Source organism: Streptomyces sp. 2323.1, assembly GCF_900221035.1.
In the GTDB taxonomy this organism is placed as follows: Bacteria; Actinomycetota; Actinomycetes; order Streptomycetales; family Streptomycetaceae; genus Streptomyces; species Streptomyces sioyaensis.
Window position 1 is genome coordinate 1,207,202 of sequence record NZ_LT907981.1, and the last position, 26,580, is coordinate 1,233,781.

The following is a 26,580-nucleotide window of genomic DNA, read 5'->3' on the forward strand; positions in this document are numbered from 1 at the left end:
GCTGCGGGCTGCGGGCTGCGGGCTGCGGGCTGCGGGCTGCGGGCTGCGGGCTGCGGGCTGCGGGCTGCGGGGAGTACCCCGCCGAGGCGGTCAGACGCCCGCCGCGTACCGGTGAGCGGCGCCGCGCCCGCCCCGGCCCTCAGGCGACCTCGATGCCGTACTCCTGCACCAGCGCCTCCAGACCTCCGGTGAATCCCTTGCCGCCGATCACGAAGTCCCAGTCGCCTCCTGCCCGTTGCCGGAACGAGCCGAGTATCAGGGCGGTCTCCCCGGGCCGCCCGTCCGAGACCTCCAGTTGCCCCAGCTCCTCCCCCGAGGCGTCCAGCAGCCGGATCCGGGCATCGGTGAAACCGGAGAGATCGGCGTCGGGGTTGACCTGGGGGTCGATCGCGGCGACCAGGACCAGCCGGTCGGCGTCCGCCGGCAGCGCCTCGAACCGCACCTGCATCGCGGCCCGGTCGGGGACGAAGCCGGGCAGCATCCGCACCGAACCATCGGGATTGCGCGGGTTGTTGTAGAAGACGAAATGGTCGTCGCTGAGGACGCTGTTCCCCTTGCACACCAGGGCACAGACATCGAGGGCGACCTCGCCGGACCAGTTCATGCCGAGGATGTTGTGGTCCGGTGGTTCCTCGGCGGAGTCGGGGCCGGCCGGGGCGGCCGCGCCCAGCCGGCCGCGCAGCCCGTACCGCCCGAGGAGATCGACGAGTTCGGGGCCGGCGATGAGGCCGAGCGGTTTGCCGTTGGCGAAGGTGTGGGCGCCGGGACCGAACCGGGAGGTCGTCACCAGCACGCCTTTGTTGGCGCCCTCGGACTGGACGGTGCCGTAGAGATCGCGGACGGCGGTGGGCGGAACGGTGTGGCGGTAGCGCTTGACCTGCACCACGATCTTGCCGCCGCGGACCGGGTCGGGATCCAGCGCATCCACATCGACGCCGCCGTCGCCGGACCGCTGGGTGGTCACGGCCTGCATGCCCATGGCCCGGAACAGCTCGGCGATCAGATTCTCGAAGGCGATCGGGTCCATCTCGTAGAGATCGGGCTCGCCGTCGGTGCCGTGCGTGACGACGGCTTCGCCGCCGCCGACATCGCTGGGCAGCCGTCCGGGGCGCACCGCGGTCCGCTGGTCCGGGCGGGCGGAGAGCTGGCCGCGCAGCCCCTCGGTCAGGCACTCCACCGCACTGACCTGTTCGAGGTGGAGCAGGTCGAAGGCGCTGCGGGGCGCCATGACGGTGGCCAGATACAGCTGGGCCGGGCGGCCGGTCGCCGGGTCCACGTCGTCCACGAAGCCGTTGAGCGCCACCGAGTCCAGCGTCCCGTAGGTGTCGGCGGCGAAGAGGTCGCGCAGCACCAGCAGCACGCTCTGGGCCAGCACATCGCGGTAGAGCGCCCGGCACTGCGCGGCCGGCCGGGCGGTCTCCTTCTCCTGGTCGGCGGTGGGCATGTACCGGACGGATCTGGTCTGCGGAACGATGTCGTAGCCCGGGAGTTCCCAGTCCAGGACGAGCTGGCGGGCGGTCGGGTCGTAGGCCGCGGCGACCTGCCGGGGAAAGCCCTCCGGCCAGGCCGTGGAGGAGTACAGCGCGGCCGAGAAGTACTCGACGGCCGCATCCGCATCGCCGCCGCGCAGGCCGGAGAGGAGTTCCTCGATGCCGGAGTTGTGCGCCCGGATTTCCTGCAGCGCCCCGGCGGCCCACTGGTCGTACTGCCGGCGATAGGCGGTGAGTTGGGCCTGCCGACGGCTCTCCGCGGCCTGTGCGGCGTACCAGTCCTGTTCGTAGCGGGCGCGGGCCTCTTCCTGGGCGCGGTCGCGGCGGGAACCGAGCTGCCAGCCGCCGGTGGGTGTCCGATAGCGGGCCGGGTCGGGCATCGGCACCGGGCTGGCGAGGGCGCCCGGCGCGAACTCCTCGACGCGCTCGGGGCGCAGCAGCGCGGCGGCGGTGAAGGCGGGGGCGCGGCAGCCGTCGGAGAGCAGGCCGGAGAGCGCGGCGACCCGGCTCTCCAGTTCCTCGGTGCGGCGGCGGGCGTCGGCCTCACGCTGCTGCCGGTAGGCCGCCTGCCGCTCGCGGTGCATCCGCGCCATGGCGCGTTCGGCGTCCCGTGCCTGCCGCTCCTGGTCGCGCTGCTGCTGAGCCCGCGCGCGGCGCTGGGCTTCCTGCTGGCGCTGCTGCTGACGCTGCGCCTCGGCCCAGACAGCCATTAATCCATGGGAACGGCGGCTCATACTGGTCTTCGTCCTCCCCCCGGGGCCGCTGCCCCCGGATCTCTGCGGAAGCGGCTTCACCTGCGCTGTTCATACGACTTTAGCGGGGGAGCAAGAAGCCGGTCACGGCTTGTGGACAAGATTCGGCGCACGGTGCACGGCGCGCGCCGGCCGCCGCCGCGGCCGGCGCGCACGCGGCGTCATGTGGCCGCCGCGTCCCGCAGTTTCGCCGCCGTCCGGGCCGGGTCGTAGCCGTCCGGCACTCCCGGCACCAGCACCACATCGCCCTCGATGTGCCGGGTGCGCAACGGCAGGATCTCCTGATAGGCGGGCGATTCGTACCAGCCGCGGGCCCGCGCCATGTCCGGGAAGGCGAGCACGACGACGGTTCCGGGCCAGCTGCCTTCCTCGACCTCCACCTCGGCGCCGTGGACGAGGAAGCGGCCACCGAAGGGATCCAGCGTCGCCTGGATCTTCTCGATGTACGCGACGATCTCCGGATGCGGGTCGGTGGGGCGCAGGTGGGCGATGGCGTATGCGGTCATGTTCGGCCTTTCCCGTGAGCGGGTGGTGCGTCGAGGTCCACGGTTCCATGGACCGCCCACGGGTCGAGGGCCTTCGGGGTCATTCGCGGCCGCACGGGCCGATTTTCTCCGGGGTCATTCGCGGCCACCCGCCCCGGTAACTCCCGTACAGGGCACGGCCCGACGCCCCTCGCGGAATGGAGCCGGGCGCACCCGGCAGCGATGCGCCCCGGGGTGGCGGCCGCGGTCCGGGCGGTTCCCACCGGCCCGGTTACCGCACCAGCGACCCGGCTCCCGGCGACCCGGCTCCGAACGACGCGGACGCGCCACCGGGCCTCGTGGCCGCGCCCCGGGCGGTGTGCACGGCGGCCAGGGCGGTGACGGTGCTCTGCGTCCACGACAGCATCGCCCGCTCCCTGTCCTCCGGGTCGTCGCAGGCCGGGCGGCCGAAGGCGCCGCACGGGCTCTGCTGGGCGAGGAGGAACCCGACGGCGTCACGGGTGAGGCGATGCGCCGCCGCTCCGCTGCGGGCCAGGTCACGGACGATGCCGGCGACCTGCCCCAGGTGATAGTTCTTCCAGGCCTCGGGCAGGTCCCCTACGGCCGGCTCCGGAGGTGCGAGCGGCACCGCGTCGCCGCCGGCCAGCGCGGCGGCCCGCCGAGGGGACAGCAGCCCGAGCCCGGCGAGGCGCTGGACACTGGGCACCGCCTGGGGCGGGACGGTGTCCAGGAGTTCGACGGCGGCCGCGGTGGACTTCAGGAATCCGTCGAGCGAGACGCAGGTGATGCCGTGCGCCCGCAGCCCGGATACGAATGCGCCGACGACCTCCATCCCGTGCGCCTGCCACACGGCGTCGTCCGCGTCCGCGAGCCGCTCGGAGAAGTCGAGCAGCAGCGGCCGGGTGAGCTCGGGCTCACCCAGGGCCTCCGCCGCATGGGCGGCGGCTGCGGCGGCCGGCAGCCACTTGGCGGGGTCATGGCGCCGGACCGTACCGGCCAGCCACTCCACCGCCAGCCGCAGTGGTTGCCGCACCTCCTGGCGGCACTCCGGAGCGGCGGGCCGCGCCGTCCGCAGCACCTTGGGGCTGCGGTCCAGGAGCGCGGCCAAGGCGGCGACGATGGTGGTGTGATAGCCGGTGGCCCAGTGCCGGTAGTCGTCGTCGCCGTCGCCGTCGGTGAGCCCGGGGTGGACCACGCCCTCCGGGCCGTTCACCCGCCCCTCGTCCTCCTGCACCCAAAGCAGGAACTCCCATGCCCTGCCGGCCTCTTCGGAGTCCCGCACCCCCAGACACAGCAGACAGCACAGGAGCTCCCCCACCAGGTCGGCATTGCCCTGGCTCCGGGTGAGGACGAGGAGCGCCTCCAGCAGCTCCACCGCCGCGCCCGGATCGAAGCTCCGCGGCCCGTGTGGCCGCCGCAGACCGAAGTCCGTGGCGTAGAAGATCGTGTGGGTGAGGGCGTAGATGTCGCGGTCGGCGAGCTTGAGGGCATTCGGGCTGTTGTGGAGCAGGGTGAACGGCAGAACGTCGGCCATGGACGGCAGGGTGTGCGGGATGCCGCACAGCTCCAGGGTGTGCAGCAGATCGAGCTGCCGGTAGGGGATCCGCTCGAAGACCGCCGCATAGCCGCCCGCCGCGGCCTGCTGGATGATGCTCCGGAACTCCGGGTCCTCCCGCCCGCAGAGCCTCAGTGCCGCATAGGTGCCCGCGTACAGCAGGAGGGCGGCCTCGTCCCGGGCGATCAGCTCGCGGTAGGAGGGCCGGGCCGCGATGTCCTCGATCGTGTCGAGGAGGGCCGCATAGTCGTCCTCCAGCGGTGCCGGGTCGAGACGCGCCCGGAGCCCCACGAGGAACGCGGTTTCGAGGAGGGCCTTACGGGCGAACAGCACCCGGTCCGGGGCCGCCTGGGCGGGGTCGATCAGATCGCGGCGCGCAGCGAGCCAGGCGACTGCCCGTGACTCCACCGCGCGCCTCTGTGCCGATCCGTCACCGGGCTGCGTCGTGTCCATCGAATGCCTCCCGGCGATCGGTGCTGTCAATGCCTCAGTTGCCCGCGGTGCCGTCGTCGCACTCCGCGACCTGGTTGGCGACCACCAGGACGTAGCGCTCCCAGGCGAGCACATAGCCGGCCACGTCATCGAGTTGGCTGACCTGATCGACGACGCGCTCCAGCGGGACGCTGAGGTCGACGAGTCCGCTGGTCCTCAGGAAATCGAGGGCCTTACGGGCGTCGACGGGGGGAGGGCAGGACATGGCTTGCTCCTTTTGGGTGGTTCGGACAGATATCGCGAGTATCACGGTGAATGACTGCGCCGTCACCGTATGAGTCCGAAACGGAAGCGCGGACGGATCCATCGGGCCTGTTCGGAGCCGCAACGGCCCGCGCCAAACCACCCCAACGGGCGAGTAATCGCGAGGGAGTTCGGGAGCGAGGGGCTCCACTTGACCCCGCAGGCCCGTCGTCGCGGTTGACGCGCCGGAGCCCCATCACCCGTGCCTGGCCGATGAGTTCAAGGTGAGGCCGGACCGGACCCCCCACCCCGCCCGGTGCTGCCCAGGCACCTTCGTGGCATTAATCTTGCGCGGCTTACGGGGTACGCACTTCGCCGGCCTGCGCTGCGCCGCGTAACTGCACCATCACCACACCGGTGAGTGGAGAACCATCTGACCTACGAGGAGGAGCAGTTGATACCGGCCCTCGACGGTCCGTCCTGCTGAGACCGGGCCCCGCCGGGCGGCTCACAGCGGTCAGATCGCGCCGTCGTGGCCCGCCCAATACGGATCCCGCAGTTGCCGTTTGAAGAGTTTTCCCGACTCGTCGCGCGGCAGCCGCTCCTCGAAGACCACGGCCCGGGGCACCTTGTACCCGGCGAGCCGCGCGGCGACATGGGTGCGTACCTCCTCGGCGCTGAGCACCACGCCGGGTTCGGTCTGCAGATGGGCGGCGAGGGTTTCGCCGAACTCCTCGTCGGGGATGCCGAAGACCGCCGCGTCACAGACCCCGTCGAGGGCCAGCAGACAGCCCTCGATCTCGGCGGGGTAGATGTTGACGCCGCCGGAGATGACCATGTCGTGGCGGCGGTCGCTGAGGTAGAGATAGCCGTCCGCGTCGAGTTGGCCGATGTCGCCGATGGTGACGTACCCGGGCAGGCCCGGCGCTTCCATGGCGGCGCGCCGGTCCGGGTCGCCGAGGTAGGTGAACCGGGGCCAGTCGTCGCCCGGTTTGAGATAGATGTCGCCGGTGGCGCCGGCCGGCAGCGGCTGTCCGTCGGGGCCGAGGACCGCGACGGCGCAGGTGCCGGTGGCGCGTCCGACGGTGCCGGGATGGGACAGCCACTCCGCGCTGTCGCACCATGTCACGGCGCCGGTCTCGCTGCCGCCGTAGTACTCCCGAAGGATGGGTCCCAGCCAGTCGATCATGGCGTGTTTTACATGTGGCGGGCAGGGCGCCGCGGCGTGCACGACCGAGGTGAGCGACGACAGGTCGTAGCGCTCGCGCACGTCCTTGGGCAGTCGCAGCAGCCGGACGAACATCGTGGGGACCACCTGCACCTGCTCGATGCGGTGGCGGGCGATCAGCCGCAGGAACTCCTCGGCGTCGAACCGCGGCATCAGGGTGATGTCCAGTCCGGCCGCGAGGGCGAGGACGGCATGCTGGCTGGGCGAGGCGTGGTAGAGCGGGGCGGGGATGAGCGTGCGGCCGCCGGGCGCGACGGCGAAGTACTCCAGGAACCGCTGCACCGCTTCGTCGAGCCGGTCCTGGGCGACCGGTTCGCGCAGCACTCCCTTGGGGCGTCCGGTGGTTCCGGAGCTGTAGATGACGGTGGGCGGGTGCTCCCCGGCAGTCCGGTCGAGCGGGGGGTGGCCGGCCAGCCAGGGGTCGAGCAGCGGATGGTCCCCGGTGGGGGCGGGCACGTCGATCCCGCAGGCGGCCGCGACGCCGGCAGGTACGGCGGCCTCGACGATCCGTACGCCCTCCGGGAGCACCGCTCGCACCCCGGCCAGCAGGTCGGTGTGCGCGAAGACGACCTTGCTGCCGCTGTCGGTGAGCACATGGCTCAGTTCGTGCTGCCGGAAGTGCCAGTTCACGGGCACCGCCGAGGCGCCGAGCAGGGCGGCAGCGGCGGTGATCTCCAGGTGGGCGGGCTCGTTGCGCATCACGACGGCGATCCGGTCGCCGGGCTCCACGCCCGCTTCCCGCAGGCCGGTGGCGATCCGCGCCGCACGGTCGAGGAAGGCCGGATAGTCGCGTTCGTGGCCGGCACAGCGGATGGCCGGGGTGCCGGCGGCGGACGGGACGACGGCTTCCATGGTGCCTCCAGTGAGTGCGACCTGGCCGCTTATTGAACCGTCACGTGCCGGTGTCCGCCAGGGTGTTGAGGCCGGGCCGGCGGGCCAAACGCCGACTTCCGGTCAGCTCTCCGGCCACCGGCCCGCCTGGTCCCGGCCACTCATACCGCCCCTCCCCTGAGGTCCGAGGTCTCACGGCACTTCCCCGAACAACTCCCCCAACTCCCGCCCGTTTCCATCAAGTTGCTCCGATGTTTGTCGCGTACAGGGTCTTCCGGTCGGGTGCCAGGGCCTGCACCATGCGGGATGGCACAGGAGGCACCGACGTGACCAACTGACCCGAGGAGCGAGCGATGCACAGCCGCACCAGACCGTTCCGGCTGCTGGGAATCGCGGGGGTGCTGGGCGCCCTGCTGCTGACCGCCGGCGGCACCGTGGCCGCGGCCCAGCCCCCGCCCCGGCCCGCCGCCGGACCCGGCACCAACCACGCGACCGACGACCCCTTCACCGCACCACGCACCGCGTGGTGGCGGCAGGGCCGCTTCGGGCTGTTCCTCCACTTCGGCGCGTACTCGAACCTGGAGGGCGAATACACCCGGCCCGACGGCACGGTGTGCCGCAACGCGGAATGGATCAAGCGGGAGTGCCGGATCCCCGACGAGGCGTACGAGCGGCAGGCCGCCACCTTCAACCCGTCCGCCTTCGACGCCGAGGCGATCGTCCGGGCCGCGAAGGAGGCCGGGCAGCGCTATATCGTCATCACGGCCAAGCACCACGACGGCTATGCGATGTGGCCGACGAAGCAGAACACCTGGAATCTGCGGGACCACTCCGCCTTCGACCCCCACCGCGACATCCTCGCCGAGCTGAAGAAGGCCGCCGACGCCGCCGGGATCAGACTGGGCTTCTACTACTCGATCTGGGACTGGCACGACCCGGACTTCGCCGCTCCCGAGACCTTCCCACGCTACAAAAAGCGGATGTACGGCCAGCTCAAGGAGCTGATCGACAACTACGATCCGGCGCTGCTGTGGTTCGACGGCGAGTGGGACACGGACAACCCCGCCAACCACTGGTCACGCCGGGACGGTGCGGATCTCCAGGCGTATCTGCACGCCCTGAACCCTCGTCTGATCGTCAACAACCGCGTCGGCAAACGCGAGCTGGTCGACGGTGACTTCGGCACGCCGGAGCAGGAGATCCCCGCGGAGCCGGTCGACGGGCAGCTGTGGGAGAGCTGTATGACGCTCAACGACCACTGGGGCTTCGCCAGGTACGACAGCAATTGGAAGTCCCCGGCCACCGTGCTGCGCAATCTGCTGGCGGTGACGAGCCGCGGCGGCAACTACCTGCTCAACGTGGGCCCGGACCGGCTCGGGCGCCTCCCGCAGCCGGCCGTCGACCGGCTGCGCACGGCCGGCCGGTGGCTGGCCGCGCACGGTCAGGGCGCCGCGGTCCACGGCGCCGGGCACACCGGGCTGGTGGCGGCCCCGTCCTGGGGCGCGGTCTCCCGCCGGGGCAACGAGCTGTACGCTTCCGTCACCTCCTGGCCGGCCGCCGGCTCCGCTCTCCACCTCGCCGCCAGGAGCCCGTTCGCGATCACCGCGGCCCGGGTGCTGGGCAGTGCGCAGCAGGTGAGGGTCACCCCGGCCGGGGACGGCTTCGACCTCACCCCGTCCGGCGCCGCTCCCGATCCGCTGGCGAGCGTCATCCGGCTCACGATCCGGCCGCCGGCCGCCGCGCCCGCCGGCACCGGCACCGGACTGACGGCCCAGAGCTGGGCGAACGACTCCTTCACCGGCCCGCCCGCGGTGACCACCGTCGACCCGACGGTGAACAAGTCCTACCGCTTCGACGGCTCACCGGACCCGAAGATCCCCGCCGATCACTTCAGCACCCGCTGGACCGGCAGCATCCAGCCGCGCTTCGACGAGACCTACACCTTCACCACCGTCTCCGACGACACGGTGCGGTTGTGGATCGACGGCACCTTGGTGATCGACAACGTCACCCCGCACGGCCCGAAGGCCGACAAGGGGACGGTCACCCTGAAGGCCGGGCACCGGCACCGCATCCGGATCGACCACACGGAACAGGCCGGCGAGGCCTATCTGAAGCTGCTGTGGTCCAGCCCCAGCCAGTCCCAGCAGCTCGTGCCGCAGCGTCAGCTGTACGCCGACTGACCGCGACCGCCCGGGGCGTACGGGCCGATCACGACGGGCGACGAACGCGCCGGCCGGGGGGCGGGCCCCCTGCGCCCTCGGTTGGGCCGTTCGGGTCAGGGCCGCCGGGCGGCAGGGGCCCCGCTGGTACGGGACGGCGCCTCAGTCGCGGCGGTGGACGGGCACGAGGACGGCCGCTGTCGCGACCGAGGCGCCGGCCCCGACCCCCGAACGAACGCGCCCGGGGGTCGGGGCCGGCGCAGGGATCAGCCGATCAGTCGATGCCGCGGAAGATATTGGGCTCGGAGGGGTCGTCCTCGCAGCCGGCCAGACGCACCGGGGCACAGCGATCCCAGGCTTCCAGGTTACGGACTTCCTTGATCCGGCCTGGCCGCTCGCCCTGCTTCAAACGGGGCTGCTTGTGTTGAGCCTTGTGCAAAGCCACCACGCACTCCTTCATCGAGGTATTGGTCTGACGCGGTGGCGCCGTATTCACAAACCGGGAGGTCAGCCAAGGTTTGTGGCGTTCCCGCGACGGGCCAATGGTGTTGGCGTCTCCCAGAAAGGTCGTCCGTCGACCCTCAGAGTAACTACGCCGCACGCGGCGCGCTCGACGTTTTCCAGCGCGAAGGGAATGCGTGGGCAAGGCGGAAAATCCACCCCCCATAAGCGGCGGGAAATCCGGCGGAATTTGTGATGCACATCACTCACCCGAACGGCCCTCACCGCACTCACCGCAACGGACCTCGGGTTGCTGCATTCGCCCCGCTCTCTACGCTGGAGAGTGAGCGGGGGATACCGTCCGCCGAGGCCGCGCGCCGTGCCGCAGAGCGCGCGGCTCAGTGCTACCCATGGGCGGGTGGCATGGTTCTCGGATTCCGGTTACTGGCTCGGGCGGCTCGTCTTCCAGCGGATGCTGGCCGCGCTCTATCTGTGCGCGTTCCTCGCGGCGGTGCGCCAGTTCCGCGCGCTGATCGGGGCACGCGGCCTGTTGCCGGTGCCCGATTTTGTGGCCCGGGTGCCGTTCCGTGCGGCGCCCTCGGTCTTCCACTGGCACTACTCGGACCGCTTCTTCGCCCTCTGGTCGTGGTGCGGGGTCGCGCTGTCCGCGGCCGTGGTCGCGGGGGCCGCGGACGCCGTCCCGCTGTGGGCGGCGATGCTGATGTGGGCCGCACTGTGGGTGCTGTACCTGTCCATCGTGAACGTCGGGCAGACCTGGTACGGCTTCGGCTGGGAGTCGCTGCTGCTGGAGGCGGGCTCGCTGGCGGTGTTCCTCGGCAACGACGACACCGCTCCCCCGGTGCTGATCATGTGGCTGCTGCGCTGGGTGCTGTTCCGGGTGGAGTTCGGGGCCGGGCTGATCAAGATGCGCGGCGACCGCTGCTGGCGGGACCTGACCTGCCTGTACTACCACCACGAGACCCAGCCGATGCCCGGCCCGTTGAGCTGGTTCTTCCACCATCTGCCGCGGCCCCTCCACCGGGTCGAGACCGCCGCCAACCACGTCGCCCAACTCGCCGTGCCGGTCCTGCTGTTCACTCCGCAGCCGATCGCCGGATGGGCCGCGGCCGCGATGGTCATCACTCAGCTCTGGCTGGTGCTGTCCGGCAACTTCGCCTGGCTGAACTGGGTGACCATCGCGCTCGCCATGTCGGCCGCCGCCCCGCTGTGGGGCGGGCCCGCCGCGCCGCTCGCCGCGCCCCCCGTGTGGTTCGAGGTACTGGTCCTGCTCGCCACCGCCGGTGTGCTCGTGCTCAGCTACCGGCCGGCGCGCAATCTGCTGACCCGGCAGCAGATGATGAACACGTCCTACGAGTCGCTGCATCTGGTCAATTCGTACGGCGCCTTCGGCACGATCACCCGGGTGCGCCGGGAGATCGTGGTGGAGGGGACGGCGGACGCGGTGACCGGGCCGGAGACCACCTGGCATGCGTATGAGTTCCACGGCAAGCCGGGCGAGGTGCGGCGGCTGCCGCGCCAGTTCGCGCCGTACCACCTGCGGCTGGACTGGCTGATGTGGTTCGCCGCACTGTCGCCCGCCTACGCGCGGGCGTGGTTCGTGCCGTTCGTGGCGCGGCTGCTGGAGAACGACCGGGACACCCTGCGGCTGCTGCGCAGCAATCCGTTCCCCGATCTGCCGCCGGCCCGGATCAGGGCCCGGGTCTTCCGCTACCGCTTCACGACGTGGCGGGAACTGCGGGAGACCGGAGCGTGGTGGCACCGGACCGAGGAGCGGGAGTTTCTGGCGCCGGTCGGGCGGTCAGCTCTGTACGGAAGGCGATGACCATCTCGCGGGCGTGGCGCAGCCCGATCCTCGTGAAGTCGCGCTCCAGCGTGTCGAGTTCGGCCAGCGACTCGTCCCGGTCACGGCCCAGGCGGGCGCGGGACTTGACCAGGCCGAGGCGAGAGAGGGCCACCCCGCGCGGCTCCTGCATCTCGCTGAACTCCCGCAGCGCGAGGGAGTAGGTCTCACGTGCGGACACGTACTGTCCGGCGCGGAAGAAGACGTTGGCGCGCATCTTGTGGTTGTAGGCGAGCGCGCTCGCCAGATCCATGGTGCGGCAGATGGCCTCCGCCTCTGACAGCAGCGTCAGCGCCCGGTCCGTCTCGCCCTGGACGGACAGGACATCGGCGACGCCGCGCAGCGACCAGGCGCGCCCGCGGGCGTCATCGGCGTCGGCGGCTATGCGGGCGGATTCCTCGAAGAGCTCCAGGGCCTTGTCGTAGTCGCCGGTGTTGCGGTGCATCTGGGCGATGCCCGACATCGCCCAGACCATGTGCCGGGCCTCGCCGTGCTTGCGGCCCTGTTCGAGCAGCTGCTCATGGAGGTCGGCGACCGCGGCGTAGTCGCCCTGGATGCGGCCGGTCTCGGCCAGGCCGGCGAGCGCATAGCCGTGGGCGAGACGGTCGCCGCTGCCCTCGGCCAGGGCGACGGCATGGGCGAGCAGCCGGCGGGCGAGCGGCAGGGTTCCGCACTGCCGGGCCAGCGTGCCGCCGCTCCACAGCGCCCAGGCCATGGCGCCGGGGTCACCGGCGGTGCGGGCGCTGCGATAGCTCTCCCGCCAGGCGTGGCCCGCCTCGCTCACCCGGCCGAGCCGCCGGTTGGCCTCGGCGACCGCCAGCGCGGCCCGGGCCCGCTCCAGTGCGGTTCCCGCGTCGGCCTGTGCGCGGCTCGCCGTGGCCAGCACCTCCTCGTAGGAGGAGTTCACGCCCAGTGCCGCGCCCAACTCGCCCTGGTATTCCGGGGCGAATGCCTTGCCGTACATATATCTGTGGCCTCCCGATCATTTCCGTGCCTTGATCACGAACCTATGAGCGAGGAGGGGTCCGGCGAGTCCGTCCCTGTATGGGTTGTGCCGTACGACTCGAGTGCTACGGGTGGGCTGATGGTCATCATGAGGGTGTAGGGGCACGTCAGGGTCAACCAGCGTGCGCGGGCTTCGGCTTGGGGGCACACCACGGCCCGGCACCCCTGCCCCGCTTGCCTCCGCAGGCGGGACGAGCCACCCTTGCCACGTCACCCCATCACCGACCACCGCCGCCGAACACCGAGGTGTGGCATGAGCGCAGCACGTACGGGGACGAGGGCCGGGACAGGAATCGGCCGCAGGCGGTTCCTGGGCGCCGCGGCCGGGCTGACCGCGACCGCCGGGACGGGTGCGGCGCTGCCGACCCGGGAGGACGCGCGGCCCGCACCCGCCACCCGCCGCCCCGTCCGCCGGCCCGCCGGCACCCGGCCGCTCTTCCTGGGGACGTACACCTCCCGCCCGGGCGGCGGGACCGGCGTCGGAGTCGGTGCGTACGACACCACGACCGGGCGGATCACGACCACCGGGGTCGTGGCGGGGGTCGCCGACCCCTCCTATCTCGCCATGGCACCCTCCGGTCGCACCCTCTACGCGGTCGATGAGCAGGAGCAGGGCGCGGTGACCGCCATGGCGCTGCGGCCGGACGGCCCGCCCGTCGTACTGGGGAGCCGGTCGACGGGCGGCGCCGGGCCCTGTCACCTGTCGGTGCATCCCGGCGGGCGCCGGCTGCTCAGCGCCAACTACCTCTCCGGCAGCGTGGCCGTGCACCCGATCGACCCGGCCACGGGCGCGCTGGGCGAACGCACGGACCTGGTCACCCACTCCAGCCCGCCGCCCGGTCCCGGCCAGGACGGGCCGCATGCCCACCAGATCATCACCAGCCCGGACGGCCGGTTCGTGCTGGCGGTCGACCTCGGCAATGACACCGTCTACACCTACCGGCTGGACGAGCCGGCCGGACGGCTCGTCCAGGTCTCGGCGGCGGCGCTGCGGCCCGGCGCCGGCCCCCGGCACCTGACCTTTCATCCCTCGGGGGCCTTCACCTATCTGGCGAACGAGGTCGACAACACGGTCGTGGTCTGCCGCTACGACCGCCGGACGGGTCAACTGACGCCCGGTGCACCGCAGTCCACGGGGACCGGACCGGGCACCAGCTTTCCGGCGCAGTTCCTGGTCACCCGGGACGGCCGCTTCGCCTATCTCGCCAATCGCGGTCACAACAGCCTCACCCGCTATGCCGTGGAGGCGGCCGGGGCACGGCTGCGGCTGCTGGACACCGTGCCGGTGGGCGGGGACTTCCCCCGGCAGATCGCCTTCTCGCCCGACCAGCGGTGGCTGTTCGCGGCGAACCAGAAGTCGGGGTCGGTGACGGTGTTCTCGGTGGACGCCCGGACCGGGGCGCTGTGCAGCGCCGGCGCGCCGTTCGTGGCACCGGTCCCGGTGTGTGTGCTGCCGCTGTGAGGCCGGGTCTACCGGGTCAATTCCCGCAGGACGGCTGAGGCGACGGCTGCGTCGAGTGCGCCGACGCCGGTCAGGTCCGCAACCGTGACCGCCTCGTCCGGACGCGCGAAGGGCCCGTCGAGCAGCAGACCGGCGGGGAGGTCACCGGTGGCGGTCGTGGCTCCGGCACGGACCGCATGGCCGAAGTCACCGTGGTCCAGGCACTGTTCGTGGTCGTCGGTCGCGATCAGTGCCGCGCGGGCGAAGAGCTCCGGGGGGAGTTCGTTCTTGTGCGGCATGTCGGTGCCGACCCCGGTCACATGCGTGCCCGGTGGGACATGCGCGGCCCGCAGGACCGGGGAGGTGGCCGGCGTCGTGGTGAGGACCATGTCGACGCCCGCGGCTTCTTCGGCGGAGGCGGGCCGGGCCCGGTGGCCCTGCGCCGTGAACGTCTCGCACAGCGCCCGGGTCCTGCCGGGGTCGCGTCCGTGGACGAGCACCGTGCTGATCGGACGGAGTCCGGCCAGCCATTCGACCTGGAGGCGGGCCTGTTCTCCGGTGCCGAAGACGGCCAGGGTGGCAGCGTTCGGACGGGCCATGGCATGGGTGAGCAGTGCGCCCGCGGCCGCGGTACGCCACGAGGTCAGCAGCCCCTTGTCGTCGAGGATCGCGCGCACCTCGCCCGTACGGGCGCTGACCACGCACACCAGGCCGTGCTGGGACGGCAGTCCGGCTGCGGGGTTGCGGTAGAAGCCGGTGGCGATCTTGACGGTGAAGTCCTGGGCGCCGGTGACCAGGCCCGCCTTGACGTGGCAGTCCCCGTCGGCGTCGGGGAACTGCAGGTGCAGCGGGGGCGGCACGGTGGTCTGTCCCTTGGCGTGGGCGATCAGCGCACCGCGGACGGCATCGAGGACCAGGTCCGTGGTGGCGACCCGTTCGATGGCGGCGGCGTCGAAGACGGACGGTGTCATCGCCGTGCCCGCATCCACTGCGCGAAGGCGGCCAGGCCCTGCTCCGGATCGCGGCGGCCGATGCCGATACGGAAACGGTCGGCCGGCGTGGGGGTGAGTTCGGAGCGGTAAATGCTCGCGGGCAGCAGCAGGACGCCGGCTTCCGCCACCAGGCGGGTGCAGAACTCCTCCACGCCCTCCTGGCCGCGGTAGCGGGGGTAGGCGACGCAGCCGCCGTCCGGCGCCTGCCACTCGAAGAGGTCCCCGAACTCGGCGAAGAACGCGTCGAAGACCGGCAGGTTCCGCTCGATCAGGGCCCGGTTGCGGTCCAGGATCGTCTCCCGGGCCTTGAGCGCGATGCGGGCCAGCACCTCGCCGGGGGCGGAGTTGCAGATGGTGGTGTAGTGCTTGGCCCGCTCCAGCCGGGTGAGCAGGTCCCGGTCGCGGCAGGTGATCCAGCCGATCCGCAGGCCGGGCAGGCCCAGCGACTTCGAGGTCACGTTCAGCGACAAGGCGCGCTCGGACAGGTCCGCGGCCTGCGGAAGGGTGCGGGCCGGATCGCGTTCCAGGCCGCGGTAGACCTCGTCGCTGAACAGGTGGATGCCGCGCTCGTCGCACAGCCGCGCCAGTTCGGTGAAGTCCGCGGCGCTGATGACCTTGCCGGTGGGGTTGTTGGGGAAGTTCACCGACACCACCCGGGTGTGCGGCCGGATCGCCGCCTTCACCCGGTCGAGGTCCAGGGCCCAGTCCCGGTCCGGGTCGAGAGCGACGCCGGTGACCTCGCACAGCGCCAACGGCACGGTCTCGGCCGCCTGGTAGTTCGGAGTCACCACCACCGCATGGTCCCCGGCGTCCAGCAGCACGTTCATCGCCAGGTACAGGGCCTCCTCGGCGCCGGCGAAACAGATGACGTCGGCGGCGTCCGCCCGCTCGTACGTCTGGGCGATCACCTCGCGCAGCGCCGGATCGCCGTAGGTCTCGGTGTAGCCCAGGGACAGGTTCTCGAACGCGGCGCGGTCCTGGTCGTCGGCCAGCGCGAGCAGTTCGCCGAGCGTCATCGTCTGGACGTCGGAGGCGGTCAGGTGGTGGCGCGCGGTGAACTCCCACTGGGAGAAGTAGGTTTCGAGGCGGAAGTCGGGCAGCCGGGTCATGACGTCTGGTCCTTTGCGCTGGATGCTCTCAGTTCGGCCAGCAGGCCGTAGAGGGTGGAGCGGGAGACCCGCAGGGTGCCGGCGACGACCGGAGCGGCGCGGCGGACGGCGAAGACCTTGGCCTCCTCCAGCCGGGCGAGGACGGCCAGGCGGTCCTGGCGGGTCAGCCGTTCCACCGGGCGGCCGCACTCGCGCACGTACGCGCCGACGATGTGCTGGACACGCTCGCTCCAGTCCTCTTCGAACAGCGGCTCCGGGCGGGGGGCGGACGGAGCGCCGAAGGCGGACAGCACGGCCGCGGCCTGCTCCAGCGGTGTGCGGTCGAGGTTCACGCACAGCACCGCCGACGCCGTGTCGTCCGCGTCACGCAGGACCGCGCTGACCGACGACAGCCGCCGGCCGTCCGCGAGCAGCTTCTCGTAGGGCCCGAACACGTCCCGGGCCGTCGGATCGAGCGTGTCCAGCTCGCCGAGCAGCGACGGATCCCCCGGCCCTCGGGAGGTCATCGGATTCCAGATGGCCAGGATCCGGTCGGTGTCCGGGTCGTGCAGCACCACCTCGGCGTACGGGCCGAGCAGCAGGGCAACGGCCCGGCAGACCGGCGCCCACGTCCGCACCCGGGGGTCGGAGTTCTCCTCCATGCTCTCCATGGCTGGACTATAAGTCCAGGCTGGACTAAACGTCCAGAGTCTAAGAAGAGGCGGCCCCTAGTCGGCCACGTACTGCCGCAGCAGATCGCTCAGCTCGCTCTCGAACTCGGCGTAGTCCAGACGGAGTTGGTCGCCGGGCCAGTCCTCGGGGAGCAGCCCGGCGGGCAGCAGCGGATCGGCGAGGAGATGACGGAGGGCGGCGGCCGCGACGGTGAAGCGGTCGGCGGGGGTCGCGGCACGGGCCAGTGCGGCACTCAGGTCGCGGGCCCGTCGCGCCCAGCCGGGCAGGTCCCACAGCCGGCCGGCGAGCGCCACGGGGTCGCCGTCCGGGGTGCCGGTGAGCCAGGTGCACTGCTCGGTGACGACGGCGGGGCGGGGCCGGTCGAGGTTGGCGGGGCGCAGCCAGCTGCCCTCGCGCAGTTCGGCCAGCCGCAGCGCCGCCATCGCCTGGCGCAGCGCGGTGCGCTCGGCGGCCGGCCGGCCCTCCGGGCTGGTGATCACGGCGATCTCCCAGTCCCCGCTCCAGGGGCGGGTCCGCGGGGAGCGGCTCTCGTCCTGCCGGGTCTGGCGGGCCAGCAGCCGGGGGGTGAGTGCGTACGAGCCGTCGCTCTGGTGCAGGTCGCCGGCGGCCACCATGCGGGAGAGCGCGACCCGGACGGTGCCCTCGGCGATGCCGAAGAGTTCGCCGACGCGCACCAGGGCACGGGCCGGCAGCCGCGGCGGGTGATGTCCCAGCAGGGTGCTCAGCACGATGGAGCGGGCGGTGAGCGGGCGCAGGGCGAGCGCGGCGGCCGCTCGCTCGCCGCGGGTACCGGTGTCGTCGTCGTTCATAGGTGCCCGAAACTCTAGCCAGCCGTTCTATTACAGTCTTCCCACAGGTGTTCGGCTTCTGTAACGTCAACGGTATGACCGTCACCCATGAAGTCGTGAATCAGGCTCCGCCGCTGACCGGGTTCAGTACGGCGGACGAGCCGGCCCTGCTGGAGGCGCTGCGCCGGGACGGTGCCGGGTGGGGCGTGCGGGAGGTCTCCGAACTCGGTGCGCTGGCCGGTTCGGCGGCGGTCCAGGACCAGGCCCGCTGGGCGGAGGAGCAGCCGCCGCGGCTGCACACCCACGACCGGTTCGGCCACCGCATCGACGAGGTCGAGTTCCACCCGGCCTGGCATCAGCTGATGACCGTCGCCGTGGAGCACGGTCTGCACGCCGCGCCCTGGGCCGACGACCGCCCCGGCGCGCATCTGGTGCGCGCCGCGAAGTTCTACGTCTGGTCGCAGGCCGAGCCGGGACACGGCTGCCCGGTCTCGATGACGTACGCCGCGGTCCCCGCGCTGCGCGCCGCACCGGAGCTGGCCGCGCAGTACGAGCCGCTGCTGGCCGCGCGCAGCTATGACTTCGGGCTGCGGGCGCCGCTGACCAAGTCGGGCCTGATCGCGGGCATGTCGATGACGGAGAAGCAGGGCGGCTCCGACGTACGGGCCAACACCACCCATGCGGTGCCGGCCGGCGACGGCACCTACCGCATCACCGGCCACAAGTGGTTCACCTCCGCGCCGATGAGCGACCTCTTCCTGGCGCTGGCGCAGACCGCGGAGGGGCTCGGCTGCTTCCTGGTGCCGCGGGTGCTGCCGGACGGCACACGTAACGGCATGCGGCTGATGCGGCTCAAGGACAAACTGGGCAACCGCTCCAACGCGTCCAGCGAGATCGAGTACGACCAGGCGGTGGCCTGGCCGGTCGGCGAGCCGGGCCGTGGGGTGCGGACCATCGTCGAGATGGTGAACATGACCCGGCTGGACTGTGTGCTGGGCTCGGCGGCCGGGATGCGGGCCGGGCTCCGGCTGGCGCTGCACCACACCGCGCACCGGCGGGCGTTCGGCCGCGAGCTGGACCGGCAGCCGCTGATGCGCGCGGTGCTCGCGGATCTGGCGATCGAGTCGGAGGCGGCGACGCTGCTGGGGATGCGGCTCGCGACGGCGGTGGACCGCTCGCAGGCCGGGGACGCCGGGGAGGCGGCGCTGCGCCGGCTGGCGCTGGCGGCCGGCAAATACTGGGTGTGCAAGCGGGGCAGCGCCCATGCGGCGGAGGCGCTGGAGTGCCTGGGCGGCAACGGCTACGTCGAGGACTCGGGCATGCCGCGGCTCTACCGGGAGGCGCCGCTGCTGTCCATCTGGGAGGGCTCGGGGAACGTCGCGGCGCTCGATGTGCTGCGGGCGCTGGGCAAGGAACCGGCCGCGCTGGACGCGTTCTTCGCCGAGGTGGAGACCGCGACGGGCGCCGACCGCCGGCTGGACGCGGCGGTGGCCGGGCTCCGCAAGATGCTCGGCTCGGCGGCCGGTCCGGAGCGGGCGCAGCTGATGGCCCGGTCGCTGGCGGAGCGGATGGCGCTGGTCCTCCAGGGGTCGCTGCTGGTGCGGTACAGCCACCCGGCCCTCGCCGATGCGTTCTGCGCCTCGCGGCTCGACGGGGAGTGGGGCAATGCCTTCGGCACGCTGCCGGCCGGCGTCGATCTGACGGCCGTCCTGGAGCACGTCCGGCCGCAGCCCGCGAGCGCGGCCTGATGTCCGTACGGGTGGAGCACGCCGGTCCGGTGACGACGGTGGTGCTCTCCCGGCCGACGTCCCGCAACGCCGTGGACGGCGCGACGGCCGCGCAACTGGCCGATGCCTTCCGGGAGTTCGACGCCGATGACGGGGCGCGGGTCGCGGTGCTGTGGGGCGAGGGCGGGACGTTCTGCTCCGGCGCCGACCTCAAGACGATCGGCACCGAGCGCGGCAACCGCGTGGCGGCGGACGGGGACGGGCCGATGGGGCCGACCCGGATGCGGCTCGGCAAGCCGGTGATCGCGGCGATCGCCGGGCATGCGGTAGCCGGCGGTCTGGAGCTGGCACTGTGGTGCGATCTCCGGGTGGCCGAGGAGGACGCGGTCCTGGGCGTGTTCTGCCGGCGCTGGGGCGTGCCGTTGATCGACGGAGGCACGGTGCGGCTGCCGCGGCTGATCGGCGCGAGCCGGGCGATGGACCTGGTGCTGACGGGGCGGCCGGTGCCGGCCGCGGAGGCGCTGGACATCGGACTGGTCCACCGCGTGGTGCCGGCCGGTTCGGCACGCGCGGAGGCGGAGCTCCTGGCGGCGGAGATCGCCCGCTTCCCGCAGGCGTGTCTGCGCAGCGACCGCGCCTCCCTGCTGGACCAGGAGGGCCGGGACGAGGAGTCGGCGATGGCCGGGGAACTCGCCTACGGGCAGGCCGTCCTGGCCGAGGCGTGGGAGGGCGCGGCGCGGTTCGCCGCGGGGGCGGGGCGACATGGGGCGGCGGACGCGGACGGGTGAGCCGGAGCCCCGTCTGAGCCGGAGCCCCGTCCGGATCCTCCGGCTCCAGTAGCGCCACGTCCGCGCACCCCTGCCCGCCGGTTCCGGTAGCGGGCACGTCCGCGCGCCCGCCCCTGCTCGCCGGCAGGGCGAACGTCGTTGCGGCCGGACGGTTCGCCGCGTACGGTCACGCCGTCCCGCCCCGCCGCCCACGCCAGGAGCACCCATGAACGACCTGACCTACCCCGAGGAGGGCGGCACCCGGCGCACCCCGCTGCCGCCCGGCTACCACCACCTCCACGAGGAGCTGCCGATCGGCCACGGGCGGGCGGCACTGACGGCGGCGGGCGAGGCGATCACCACCTTCCGGATGCACCGTGCGGCGGGCGCCGGCATCCGGGCCGACGCCCCGCGGGCCGCGCCGGGCGTACGGGTCGAGGTCGCGCTGGGCATCGGACCGCTGCGGCTGCGGGCGCCGTGCACCGTGGTGTGGACGGTGGCCGAGGAGCACCGCATCGGCTTCGGATACGGGACCCGGCCGGGGCATCCCGAGTGCGGTGAGGAGGCGTTCGTCGCCGAACTGCGCGCCGACGGCTCGGTGTGGTTCACGGTGACCGCCTTCAGCCGCCCCGCCGGGACGTTCACCCGCCTCGCCGGCCCGCTGGTCCCGTTCTTCCAGCGCCGGTACGTCCACCATCTCGGCCGCACCCTACGCCGCCTGACGAGTCATCAGTAGGAGCCGTCCCGGGCCGTGCACCGGGTCCGCCCAGGGGGCTTCGCTCACGCCCTGACACCCCCCGGAACACGCTATGTTACCGATCCGTAGATTCACGGCTCCCGGTCTCCATACGTCCACTTCCCCTTCATCGATCCGTCACCACGGCCTCGGCCTGCCGTGAAAGAAATCCCTCCATGTGTGAGGACGAACTGATCCCGCCGCAGGCGGACATGACCGAGCAGGAGTGGCTGCACACCGGCTCGGCCACGACGGCCGGGGGGCCGTCCATGCCCACGACGGGGCGCACGGTGCCCTTCGTGAACCGGCGGACGCTGCTGGGCGGCGCGATGGCCGGTGCGGCGCTCGCGGTGCTGCCGTCGCCGGCGCAGTCGCCCGCTTCCGCGGCCGCCCGCCGCGGGGCCCCGGGGGCCTTCCCGTTCCCCGAACACCCCAATGGCAAGGGCGAGTTCGCGATTCTGGTCACCGGAGACGCGGGGACGGGCGACGAGGCGCAGTACGCGGTGGCGGCCGCCGCGCGCGATGTCTGCCGGGCCGAGCGGGTCGGCCTGGCGGTGGGCCTCGGCGACAACATTTACGAGAACGGGCCGGAATCCGACGACGACTCGGAATTCCAGGACAAATTCGAGAAGCCGAACAGCGGTATCGATGTGCCGTGGCTGATGGTGCTGGGCAATCACGACTGCTCCGGGCTCATTCCGGGCAGCGGCGGCGCCCCGTCCCGCGGTGACCGTGAGGTCGCCTACGCCGCCACCTCGCGGCGCTGGTACATGCCGAGCCGCTATTACAGCGTGCCGCTGCCGGCCGCCGATCCGCTGGTGGAGTTCTTCGCGATCGACACGATTCCGTGGTCGTCGTACGTCGCCCAGATCGACCCCCACTACCGGTGGGACGGGCCGTACATGCGCGAGCAGCGGAGCTGGCTGGACGGCGCGCTGCGCGCCTCACGGGCCCGCTGGAAGGTGGTGATCGGTCACCACCCGTACCTCAACAACGGCAAGCACGGCAGCGCCGGTTCCTACGACGGGTTCGAGATCGGGAACTACACCAGCGGCGTCCACCTCAAGGACATGTACGACAACGTGGTGGCCGGCCGGGCGGATCTGATCCTGTCCGGTCACGATCACACCCTGCAGATCCTGGAGCCGACGGCCCGTACGGGCGGCACCCGGCAGGTGGTGTGCGGGGCGTCGGCCAAGACGGAGGACGGGAAGGCGCACTTCGGGAACCCGGCAGCCTGGCAGAACTTCTCCGACCACGGGTTCATGCTGCTGAAGGTGTCCGGCGCGCGGCTGACCATCGAGGCGTACACCGTGGACGTGGCGACCCGGAAGGCCACCCTGGCGCACCGGACGCGGCAGACCCGGCCGGTGTCCGCGCCGGCGGGCGCCCACGCCTGACGGGCGGAGCCGTTCCCGGGCCGGCGCCGCGACTCCCCTTGCCCCCGCCTGTAGCAGCAGGGCAAGGGGAGTCGCGGCGCCGGAAATGCGGGTTTTCCGACCCGCGCCTAGGGTGTTCGCATGGCCGCGTTCCGGTGGATATCGGCCCCGGTCAACGGCCCGCGACCGAGGGCACGTGACGTGCTCGGCGCGGCGCGGCCTGCCCTGATGCCCGGCTGCCCGGCAGGGGTCGGACGGCGCGCCGCGGACCGCCGGGCCGCGAGACGTGGCGCGCCATGACCGGCCGGATCGTGGAACCGTCCGGCGAGGACTACGACCCCCTGGCCGACCGGGACTGGCGCCCGGTCACCGAGACCGCGCCCGGGGTGTCGCACCATGAGCCCGTCGGCCTGCGCGAGCGGCTGTCACTCAACCGGATGGGCACCTTCGACTGGGATCTGGCCCGCGGGTTCATGGATCTGGATCCCGGCGCCATGGGCGTCTTCGATCTGCGCCCGGACGAATACGACGGTGCGCCGATGTCCCTGGTCACCCGGGTGCCCCCGGAGGAGGGCCTGCGGCTGGACGAGGCGCTCGCCCAGGCCCTGCGGGACGGCCACTCCTCCTACGGCGCGTACTTCCGGGTCCAGTGCCGCGACGGGACCCAGCGCTGGACCCACGCCCAGGGGCGGATCCTGCACAACGCGGACGGCATGCCGTACCGGATCATCGGCATCGTCCGGGAGGCGACCAGCGAACTGGCGGACTCCGCGCTGCTGCGCTCGCTCCAGCAGGAGCGGCAGCGGCAGACCGTGATGGTGCAGCAGACCACCGCGGCGCTGGCCCGCGCGCTGTCCGTCAAGGACGTGACCCGGGTGCTCACCGACAGCGGCGGTGCCCGGCGGTTCGGCGCGGACGGGCTGCTGCTGGGTCTGGTCACCGACAACCGGTTCGAGGTGATCGCCGCCGCCGGTCTGGAGGGCGAGGTGCCCGACGACATGATGACCTCGCGGCTGGACGACGCCCTGCCGCTGGCCGACACGGCGCGCTCGCGGCGCCCGCTCTTCCTCAGCAGCCGGAGTGAGATGATCGCCCGCTTTCCGCGGCTGCACCCGTACACCGAGGTGCTGCCGACGGGCAGCGCGGCGTTCCTGCCGCTGGTCGCGCAGGACGCCGTCATCGGGGCGCTGGGGCTGTTCAACGCGGAGCCTGCGGTGCCGTCGCCGGAGGCCAGGAATCTGGCGCTGGCACTGGCCGGTGTGGTCGCCCAGTCCGTGCAGCGGGCGACCCTCTTCGACCAGGAACGGGAGTTCGCGACCGGGCTGCAGGCGACGATGCTGCCGCGCCGGCTGCCGCCCATCGCCGGCGGCGCGGTCACCGTCCGCTACCACCCGGCGAGCGTCGGACGGGACGTCGGCGGCGACTGGTACGACGTGATCGCACTGCCCCAGGGGCGGACCGGGCTGGTGGTCGGCGACGTCCAGGGACATGACACCCATGCGGCCGCCGTGATGGGCCAGCTGCGGATCGCGCTGCGGGCCTACGCCAGCGAGGGGCACTCGCCGGAGACGGTGCTGGTACGGGCCTCCCGCTTTCTGTCCGAGCTGGACACCGAACGCTTCGCCACCTGCACCTACATCCAGGCCGATCTGGAATCCGGGGCGCTGCACCTCGCCCGGGCCGGCCATCTCGGCCCGCTGATCAGCAACGCCTCCCGGCACATCGACTGGCCCGAGGTCCGCGGCGGCCTGCCGCTGGGGCTGGCCACCGCCTTCGGGCACGACCACTTCCCGGAGACCCAGCTGTTCCTGGAGCCCGGGTCGACGCTGCTGCTGTGCACCGACGGGCTGGTCGAGCAGCCCGGCCACGACATCTCCGCCGGCATCGACGCGCTGTCCGAGGCCGTCCGCGAGGGCCCCACGGAGCTGGAGGCGCTGGCCGACCGGCTCTCGGACCAGCTGTGGGCCACCCCCGGGTCGGAGGACGACATGGCTCTCCTGCTGCTGCACCGGCTCCCCGGCCCCGGGCCCGCGACCACACCCCGGCTACGGCTGCATGTCCATCAGGCCGACCCCTCGGGCACCGCGGAGGTCCGTGCGGCGCTGCGCCGCACGCTGGACCAGTGGCGGGCGGGCTCGGTCAGCCACCACATCGAGGTCGCCGCCTCCGAGCTGATCGCCAATGCGCTGACCCACACCGAGAGCGGTGCCCTGGTCTCCGTGGAGCTGCTGCCCGGCACCCCCCGGCGGATCCGGCTGGAGGTCGAGGACCGCTCCAGCCGCTGGCCGCGGCGGCGCAGCCCCGGGGAGACCGCGACCTCCGGCCGGGGGCTGCTGCTGGTCGAGGCATTCGCGGACCGCTGGGGCGCGGAGCCACGCGGTGCGGGCAAGGCGCTGTGGTGTGAGTTCGTGGTGCCGGAGGAGCCGGCCTGATCTTGGATCAACTCACCTTGCGCCATGCGCCTACGACGCATCAGGAGGCGGACGCGCCCTTCCCTGGGGTCGTCCGCTGCCCTTCACAGAGGGGCGGCCGAGCCGGCCGACCTGGCCGTGGGCCGACTCGGCCTGACGGGAAGGTACACCCTGAGCTCCAGGACGAAAACCGCTTCGGGGCAGGCGCGTTGGGGCGAAGTGACCGGGCGTCCGTCGCGGCCTGCCGAGCGCCCCGTCGGGCCCCGCCCCGTGCTGCTCAGTCCTCCGGCCCGTACCACAGCGTCGTCATATTGCAGAACTCCCGGATGCCGTGCCCGGACAGCTCCCGCCCGTAGCCCGAGCGCTTGGCGCCGCCGAAGGGGAGGCCCGGATGCGAGGCGGTCATCCCGTTGAAGAAGACACCGCCGGCCTGCACATCGCGGGCGAGCCGGGCCTGTTCGTCCGGGTCCCGGGTCCAGGCGTTGGAACTGAGGCCGAACGGCGTGTCGTTGGCGATCCGCACCGCCTCGTCCACGTCGGCGACGCGGTAGAGCGTGGCCACCGGCCCGAACGCCTCCTCGTAGTGGATGCGCATGCCGGGGGTGATGCCGGACAGCACCGTCGGCTCGTAGAACCAGCCCGTGCGGTGCTGTGGCGGCCGCCGTCCGCCGCACAGCGCCGCGGCACCCTTGTGGACCGCGTCGTCGACGAGCTCCTCCAGGTCGGAGCGGCCCTGTTCGCTGACGAGCGGCCCGACCTCGGTCTTCTCGTCCATCGGATCGCCGACGGTCAGCGCCGCCATCCGGTCGGTGAACCGCTCGGCGAACGCGTCGTAGATGTCGTCGTGCACGAGGAACCGCTTGGCCGCGATGCACGACTGACCGTTGTTCTGGACGCGCGCCGTGACCGCGACGCGGACCGCCTTGTCGAGGTCGGCGGAGGGCAGCACGATGAACGGGTCGCTGCCGCCGAGTTCGAGGACGGTCTTCTTGACCTCGTCGCCGGCGACCGAGGCGACCGCGCGGCCGGCCGGCTCGCTGCCGGTCAGCGTCGCGGCGGCGATCCGCGGGTCGCGCAGGATGTCCTCGACGGCGCCGGACCCGATCAGCAGGGTCTGGAAACAGCCCTCGGGGTAGCCCGCGCGGCGGAAGAGCTCCTCGATGTACAGCGCGGTCTGCGGGACGTTCGAGGCGTGCTTGAGCAGCCCGGTGTTGCCCGCCATCAGGGCGGGTGCAGCGAACCGGACGACCTGCCAGAGCGGGAAGTTCCAGGGCATCACCGCGAGGACGGTGCCGAGGGGGCGGTAGCGCACCACGGCGCGGGCCGCGCCGGAGTCGCTGACGTCGGCGGGGTCGGGGTGCTCGTCGGCCAGCAGCTCCTCGGCGTGGTCGGCGTACCAGCGCATGGTCTTGGCGCACTTCGCGGCCTCCGCGCGCGCCTGGGCCAGCGGTTTGCCCATCTCCGTGGTCATCGTGCGGGCGATGCCGTCCTGGTCGGCGTCGAGCAGCTCGGCGGCCTTGCGGAGCAGTTCCCTGCGGCGGGCGAAGCTGGTGCGGCGGTGCTCCTGGAAGGCCTGGTCCGCCCGGACCAGATGGTCTTCGATCTCGCCGGCGTTGAGCGCATCGAAGGTTTTCAGGGTCTCGCCGGTGGCCGGGTTGACCGTGGCGATGGCCATGATCAGCACCTCCTTGATGGTGCGGGCGGGGCACCCGCGGAGTACGGGGCGTCGGTCCGGGCGGCTCCTAGGAGAGCGGTGAGGGGGCCGGGGACGGCTCCGGGACCGGGTCGGGATCGGGTCCCGGCGGCCGCGGGATCGGCGACGGTTCCGGCGGGATGGGGTCCGGCTGGCCGGGCGGGCTCGGCGGGCCGGGCAGCGGGTCCGGGACGGGGTTCGGGGGCGGCCCTCCCGGATCCGGGGTGGGCTGCGGCTCGCGGTCGAGCGTGCGATCGCTGCGCGTATGGGGTTGCCGCTGCACGGTGGGCCTCCAGAATGAGATGTCTAGTGGCACATGGGCCCCGTACCCGAGTTTCGCCCGTCCATGGCCCCGGCGCACGGTGGATTGCGGCGGACGG

The 26,580-nt window shown here is 72.5% G+C and carries 20 protein-coding genes; 8 read left to right on the forward strand and 12 right to left on the reverse strand.

Going from position 1 to position 26,580, the window contains the following annotated elements; all coding sequences use genetic code 11:
- Positions 1-139: 139 nt before the first annotated feature.
- The 5 genes from CPH93_RS04595 to CPH93_RS04615 form a co-directional block, all read right to left on the reverse strand.
- Entirely contained in the window at positions 140-2,224 is a 2,085-nt protein-coding gene (locus CPH93_RS04595; protein WP_096212035.1) for a restriction endonuclease, read from the reverse strand.
- A 179-nt stretch (positions 2,225-2,403) separates the two neighbouring features.
- Positions 2,404-2,748 carry a DUF1330 domain-containing protein gene (locus CPH93_RS04600; RefSeq protein ID WP_093486863.1) on the reverse strand — a complete coding sequence of 115 codons (345 nt, stop codon included), beginning with the start codon at positions 2,746-2,748 and terminating at the stop codon, positions 2,404-2,406.
- Between the two features lie 250 nt (positions 2,749-2,998).
- Entirely contained in the window at positions 2,999-4,735 is a 1,737-nt protein-coding gene (locus CPH93_RS04605; RefSeq protein WP_096212036.1) for a DUF6895 family protein, read from the reverse strand.
- Positions 4,736-4,769: 34 nt separating this feature from the next.
- A complete protein-coding gene (locus tag CPH93_RS04610) occupies positions 4,770-4,979 on the reverse strand; it encodes a hypothetical protein (protein WP_006601955.1) in 210 nt (69 codons plus the stop codon).
- A 495-nt stretch (positions 4,980-5,474) separates the two neighbouring features.
- Positions 5,475-7,037, reverse strand: a complete 1,563-nt coding sequence (locus CPH93_RS04615; protein WP_096212037.1) for an AMP-binding protein — start codon at positions 7,035-7,037, stop codon at positions 5,475-5,477.
- A 332-nt stretch (positions 7,038-7,369) separates the two neighbouring features.
- On the opposite strand from CPH93_RS04615, the gene CPH93_RS04620 reads away from it, so the two are divergent.
- Positions 7,370-9,199, forward strand: a complete 1,830-nt coding sequence (locus CPH93_RS04620) for an alpha-L-fucosidase (protein WP_096212038.1) — start codon at positions 7,370-7,372, stop codon at positions 9,197-9,199.
- Between the two features lie 253 nt (positions 9,200-9,452).
- Here CPH93_RS04620 and CPH93_RS35670 read toward each other — a convergent pair whose 3' ends face one another.
- Positions 9,453-9,623 carry a hypothetical protein gene (locus tag CPH93_RS35670; RefSeq protein ID WP_159032280.1) on the reverse strand — a complete coding sequence of 57 codons (171 nt, stop codon included), beginning with the start codon at positions 9,621-9,623 and terminating at the stop codon, positions 9,453-9,455.
- 414 nt (positions 9,624-10,037) lie between these two features.
- Between CPH93_RS35670 and CPH93_RS04625 the strand changes: the two genes are divergently transcribed.
- The gene (locus CPH93_RS04625) at positions 10,038-11,462 is read left to right on the forward strand and encodes a lipase maturation factor family protein (protein WP_096212039.1); all 1,425 of its coding nucleotides are present in this window, start codon (positions 10,038-10,040) and stop codon (positions 11,460-11,462) included.
- Here CPH93_RS04625 and CPH93_RS04630 read toward each other — a convergent pair.
- Positions 11,356-12,444, reverse strand: a complete 1,089-nt coding sequence (locus tag CPH93_RS04630; RefSeq protein WP_093486855.1) for a tetratricopeptide repeat protein — start codon at positions 12,442-12,444, stop codon at positions 11,356-11,358. The two genes, CPH93_RS04625 and CPH93_RS04630, sit on opposite strands and share 107 nt — an antisense overlap.
- A gap of 294 nt (positions 12,445-12,738) precedes the next feature.
- Between CPH93_RS04630 and CPH93_RS04635 the strand changes: the two genes are divergently transcribed.
- Positions 12,739-13,947: a lactonase family protein gene (locus CPH93_RS04635; protein WP_096212040.1), complete on the forward strand. Its 1,209-nt coding sequence runs from the start codon at positions 12,739-12,741 to the stop codon at positions 13,945-13,947.
- 8 nt (positions 13,948-13,955) lie between these two features.
- On the opposite strand, the gene CPH93_RS04640 is transcribed toward CPH93_RS04635, so the two are convergent.
- Genes CPH93_RS04640 through CPH93_RS04655 form a run of 4 tightly spaced genes read right to left on the reverse strand, consistent with a single transcriptional unit; the run spans position 13,956 to position 17,508 of the window.
- Positions 13,956-14,897, reverse strand: coding sequence for an ornithine cyclodeaminase family protein (locus tag CPH93_RS04640; protein ID WP_096215308.1), 942 nt, complete (start codon positions 14,895-14,897; stop codon positions 13,956-13,958).
- A complete protein-coding gene (locus CPH93_RS04645; protein WP_096212041.1) occupies positions 14,894-16,027 on the reverse strand; it encodes an aminotransferase class I/II-fold pyridoxal phosphate-dependent enzyme in 1,134 nt (377 codons plus the stop codon). The genes CPH93_RS04640 and CPH93_RS04645 overlap by 4 nt, the downstream gene beginning before the upstream one ends.
- The gene (locus CPH93_RS04650) at positions 16,024-16,677 is read right to left on the reverse strand and encodes a helix-turn-helix transcriptional regulator (protein WP_093486847.1); all 654 of its coding nucleotides are present in this window, start codon (positions 16,675-16,677) and stop codon (positions 16,024-16,026) included. The genes CPH93_RS04645 and CPH93_RS04650 overlap by 4 nt, the downstream gene beginning before the upstream one ends.
- A 57-nt stretch (positions 16,678-16,734) precedes the next feature.
- Complete coding sequence (locus tag CPH93_RS04655) at positions 16,735-17,508, reverse strand: PaaX family transcriptional regulator C-terminal domain-containing protein (protein WP_096212042.1); 774 nt, start codon at positions 17,506-17,508, stop codon at positions 16,735-16,737.
- A gap of 74 nt (positions 17,509-17,582) precedes the next feature.
- On the opposite strand from CPH93_RS04655, the gene CPH93_RS04660 reads away from it, so the two are divergent.
- The 5 genes from CPH93_RS04660 (at position 17,583) to CPH93_RS04680 (ending at position 24,528) form a co-directional block, all read left to right on the forward strand.
- On the forward strand, positions 17,583-19,235 hold the full coding sequence (locus CPH93_RS04660) for an acyl-CoA dehydrogenase family protein (protein WP_096212043.1): 1,653 nt from the start codon (positions 17,583-17,585) through the stop codon (positions 19,233-19,235).
- Positions 19,235-20,002, forward strand: a complete 768-nt coding sequence (locus tag CPH93_RS04665; protein ID WP_096212044.1) for a crotonase/enoyl-CoA hydratase family protein — start codon at positions 19,235-19,237, stop codon at positions 20,000-20,002. The genes CPH93_RS04660 and CPH93_RS04665 overlap by 1 nt, the downstream gene beginning before the upstream one ends.
- 205 nt (positions 20,003-20,207) lie before the next feature.
- The gene (locus CPH93_RS04670; protein WP_093486839.1) at positions 20,208-20,717 is read left to right on the forward strand and encodes a DUF1990 family protein; all 510 of its coding nucleotides are present in this window, start codon (positions 20,208-20,210) and stop codon (positions 20,715-20,717) included.
- A 176-nt stretch (positions 20,718-20,893) separates the two neighbouring features.
- On the forward strand, positions 20,894-22,117 hold the full coding sequence (locus CPH93_RS04675) for a metallophosphoesterase (RefSeq protein WP_096212045.1): 1,224 nt from the start codon (positions 20,894-20,896) through the stop codon (positions 22,115-22,117).
- A gap of 275 nt (positions 22,118-22,392) precedes the next feature.
- Complete coding sequence (locus CPH93_RS04680; RefSeq protein WP_096212046.1) at positions 22,393-24,528, forward strand: SpoIIE family protein phosphatase; 2,136 nt, start codon at positions 22,393-22,395, stop codon at positions 24,526-24,528.
- A gap of 256 nt (positions 24,529-24,784) precedes the next feature.
- Here the strand turns inward: CPH93_RS04680 and CPH93_RS04685 are convergent, their stop codons facing one another.
- A complete protein-coding gene (locus tag CPH93_RS04685) occupies positions 24,785-26,182 on the reverse strand; it encodes an NADP-dependent succinic semialdehyde dehydrogenase (protein WP_096215309.1) in 1,398 nt (465 codons plus the stop codon).
- Positions 26,183-26,580: the final 398 nt, after the last annotated feature.

Excerpts from the sequence above, each read along its gene's own strand:
- CPH93_RS04595 (WP_096212035.1), bottom strand. The coding sequence starts at position 2,224 with ATGAGCCGCCGTTCCCATGGATTAATGGCTGTCTGGGCCGAGGCGCAG.
- CPH93_RS04600 (WP_093486863.1), bottom strand. The coding sequence starts at position 2,748 with ATGACCGCATACGCCATCGCCCACCTGCGCCCCACCGACCCGCATCCG.
- CPH93_RS04605 (WP_096212036.1), bottom strand. The coding sequence starts at position 4,735 with ATGGACACGACGCAGCCCGGTGACGGATCGGCACAGAGGCGCGCGGTG.
- CPH93_RS04610 (WP_006601955.1), bottom strand. The coding sequence starts at position 4,979 with ATGTCCTGCCCTCCCCCCGTCGACGCCCGTAAGGCCCTCGATTTCCTG.
- CPH93_RS04615 (WP_096212037.1), bottom strand. The coding sequence starts at position 7,037 with ATGGAAGCCGTCGTCCCGTCCGCCGCCGGCACCCCGGCCATCCGCTGT.
- CPH93_RS04620 (WP_096212038.1), top strand. The coding sequence starts at position 7,370 with ATGCACAGCCGCACCAGACCGTTCCGGCTGCTGGGAATCGCGGGGGTG.
- CPH93_RS04630 (WP_093486855.1), bottom strand. The coding sequence starts at position 12,444 with ATGTACGGCAAGGCATTCGCCCCGGAATACCAGGGCGAGTTGGGCGCG.
- CPH93_RS04635 (WP_096212040.1), top strand. The coding sequence starts at position 12,739 with ATGAGCGCAGCACGTACGGGGACGAGGGCCGGGACAGGAATCGGCCGC.
- CPH93_RS04640 (WP_096215308.1), bottom strand. The coding sequence starts at position 14,897 with ATGACACCGTCCGTCTTCGACGCCGCCGCCATCGAACGGGTCGCCACC.
- CPH93_RS04645 (WP_096212041.1), bottom strand. The coding sequence starts at position 16,027 with ATGACCCGGCTGCCCGACTTCCGCCTCGAAACCTACTTCTCCCAGTGG.
- CPH93_RS04650 (WP_093486847.1), bottom strand. The coding sequence starts at position 16,677 with ATGGAGAGCATGGAGGAGAACTCCGACCCCCGGGTGCGGACGTGGGCG.
- CPH93_RS04655 (WP_096212042.1), bottom strand. The coding sequence starts at position 17,508 with ATGAACGACGACGACACCGGTACCCGCGGCGAGCGAGCGGCCGCCGCG.
- CPH93_RS04660 (WP_096212043.1), top strand. The coding sequence starts at position 17,583 with ATGACCGTCACCCATGAAGTCGTGAATCAGGCTCCGCCGCTGACCGGG.
- CPH93_RS04665 (WP_096212044.1), top strand. The coding sequence starts at position 19,235 with ATGTCCGTACGGGTGGAGCACGCCGGTCCGGTGACGACGGTGGTGCTC.
- CPH93_RS04670 (WP_093486839.1), top strand. The coding sequence starts at position 20,208 with ATGAACGACCTGACCTACCCCGAGGAGGGCGGCACCCGGCGCACCCCG.
- CPH93_RS04675 (WP_096212045.1), top strand. The coding sequence starts at position 20,894 with ATGTGTGAGGACGAACTGATCCCGCCGCAGGCGGACATGACCGAGCAG.
- CPH93_RS04680 (WP_096212046.1), top strand. The coding sequence starts at position 22,393 with ATGACCGGCCGGATCGTGGAACCGTCCGGCGAGGACTACGACCCCCTG.
- CPH93_RS04685 (WP_096215309.1), bottom strand. The coding sequence starts at position 26,182 with ATGGCCATCGCCACGGTCAACCCGGCCACCGGCGAGACCCTGAAAACC.